The following is a 2,279-nucleotide window of genomic DNA, read 5'->3' as shown; positions in this document are numbered from 1 at the left end:
GTATATGCGAGTGGAGGACACGGCGGACACCGGGAGCTACACTTGAGAGCCCGTCGGCAGCGTCAGAAGTGTATAAGAGGCAGCCCCCCTCACGCCCTCCCCTCAAGGGGGAGGGGAGCCGATCGATCGAGCTAGACAAAGTCGGCACTCCGGTTGCGGCGCCGGAGGAAGCGGCGAATGGGGCCGATGCGGCGGGTGGCGGCGAGCTGCGGGTTGGTGATCTCGTCGACGGCGAAGTTGACCATGACGAGGGCCGCGCCGGTCAGCATGATGGCGATGGCGGGGGGCCAGATCTCGAACCAGGCGCCGGTCTGCAGCGCCTGGGCCCGCATGGCCCAGTAGAGCATGGTGCCCCAGGTTACCGAGTTGGGACTGCCCAGCCCGATGAACTCGAGCGCCGCCTCGGCGAGGATGCCGTAAATGGTGGCGAGGACGAACCCGCCGACTACGAACGAGCTCATGTTGGGCAGGATCTCGCGCACGATGATCCGCCACTTCTTTTCGCCCATCAGCTCGGCGGCGAGCACGAACTCGCGGCTCTTCAGCGCGAGAGTCTGGGTGCGGATGGTGCGCGCACTCCAGCCCCAACCGGTCAAGGCAAGGACGAGGCCGATTACGGTCGGCGACGCCTCCTCGATGAAACTGGCGAGCACGATGATCAGCGGCAGCGCCGGCAGCACCAGCGAGACGTTGACGAAGAAGGTCAGCACCTCATCGGTCTTGCCGCCGAAATAACCGGCGGAAATGCCGACCGCGAGGCCGATCAGCGTGGCCGAGAAGCCGGCGATGAAGCCGACAGTGAGGCTGGCGCGGCTGCCCTCGAGCAGCTGGCTGAAATTGTCCTTGCCCTGCCGCGAGGTGCCGAGGAAGTGCTCGACTCCCGGCTGCACATGCGGCTTGCCGGCACGACGATAGGGGTCGTAGGGGGTGATCAGCGGCGCCAAAAGGGCGAGGATCATGAAGATCGCGAGGATCGCCAGCCCGAACAGACCCTTCTTGTTGGTGACGAACAGTTGGGCCCAGCCGGGGAGCCTCGCGAGGAGGCGTGAGCGCGGCTTGACGCCGAGCTCGGCCATCAGTTCGCGCTGGGTCGGGGCGGTGAGCTCGGCGCGCTGTGGGGTAGCGGCGATGGCGGGAAGAATGTCGGTCATTGGACGGCCACTCCTGCCGGTGCGGGAAGCCGCTGGTCCCTCTCTGTCATCATGCCCTCCCCAGCGAACGGAGGCGGGGGTCGAGGATGACGTTGAGGACGTCGGAGGCGAGGTTGGCGACGAGGACGCTCATGGTGAGGAGGATCAGCTGGGCCTGGATGAAGGAGTAGTCGCGGGTCTGGATGGCGTTGAGGGTGAATTTGCCGAGCCCGGGATAGTTGAACACCACCTCGGTGATGAAGGCGCCTCCCAGCACAAAGCCGATCGACAGCGCCAGCGAGGTGATCTGCGGCAGGATGGCGTTGCGCGCCACGTAGCGGTTGCGGATACGCCGGTCGGATAGGCCCTTGGCCTTGGCGAGGAGGACAAAATCCTCGTTGAGCAGATTGATCATGGTGTTGCGCATGCCCAGGTGCCAGGCGCCGAAGCTGACGATAACGATCGAGGCGACCGGCAGCACGGCATGCCAGGCGACGCTGAGCAGCGTTTCGAGGTTGAAGCCGGGGGTGAGGTTCATTTCGTGGGCGCGGCCGAGCGGGAAGATCGGCCACTGCATGGTGAAGGCATACCAGAGCAGCAGCGCCACGACCGCCGGAGTGAAGGCGTTGAGCATCACATTGATCGGGGTGAAGAAGGTGTCGAAAAAGCCGCCACGCCGCCACGCCGACCAGATGCCCATGGTGATGCCGATGCCGAAGGAGAGGGTGGTGGCAGCGCCGACAAGGACCAGGGTCCAGCCGGCGGCGTAGAACAGGAGGCTCGCCGTCGGTTCGGGGAAATTGACGGTCGAGATGCCGAAATCGAAATGCGCCAGGCGCCAGAGATATTGCAGGTACTGGTCCCACAGCGAGCCCGAAAAGCCATAGGTCTTGCGGATGGCGTCGATCTGGTCGGGCCGGAGCTTGCCGCGCAGCGACAACAGGATGCGGGTCGCCGGATCGCCCGGCATCAGCCGCGGGATCAGGAAGTTCAGCGTGATCGCGACGAAGAACGCCCCGAAATAGAAGCCTAATCTGCGTAGAAGGAATGCCATTCGCCCAACCCTGCGCTGCCGTCCCAGTCCTGCACGAAGTCATTCCCGCGAAAGCGGGAAGCTCCGTTTCGTGAGCCACCGGCTCTGGCCGCCCC

General features: G+C 65.0%; 2 protein-coding genes. Both read right to left on the bottom strand.

Annotated elements, in window-relative coordinates; genetic code table 11:
• Nucleotides 1-131: 131 nt before the first annotated feature.
• Nucleotides 132-1,151 carry an ABC transporter permease gene (locus tag VW23_RS08375; protein WP_084645772.1) on the bottom strand — a complete coding sequence of 340 codons (1,020 nt, stop codon included), beginning with the start codon at nt 1,149-1,151 and terminating at the stop codon, nt 132-134.
• A gap of 49 nt (nt 1,152-1,200) precedes the next feature.
• Nucleotides 1,201-2,184, bottom strand: coding sequence for an ABC transporter permease (locus VW23_RS08370; RefSeq protein ID WP_069909118.1), 984 nt, complete (start codon nt 2,182-2,184; stop codon nt 1,201-1,203).
• Nucleotides 2,185-2,279 lie beyond the last annotated feature (95 nt).

This window comes from Devosia insulae DS-56 (assembly GCF_000970465.2).
Lineage (GTDB): Bacteria > Pseudomonadota > Alphaproteobacteria > Rhizobiales > Devosiaceae > Devosia_A > Devosia_A insulae.
The sequence above is the reverse complement of the archived record's forward strand: the minus strand, read 5'-3'. Positions and strand labels throughout refer to the sequence as shown.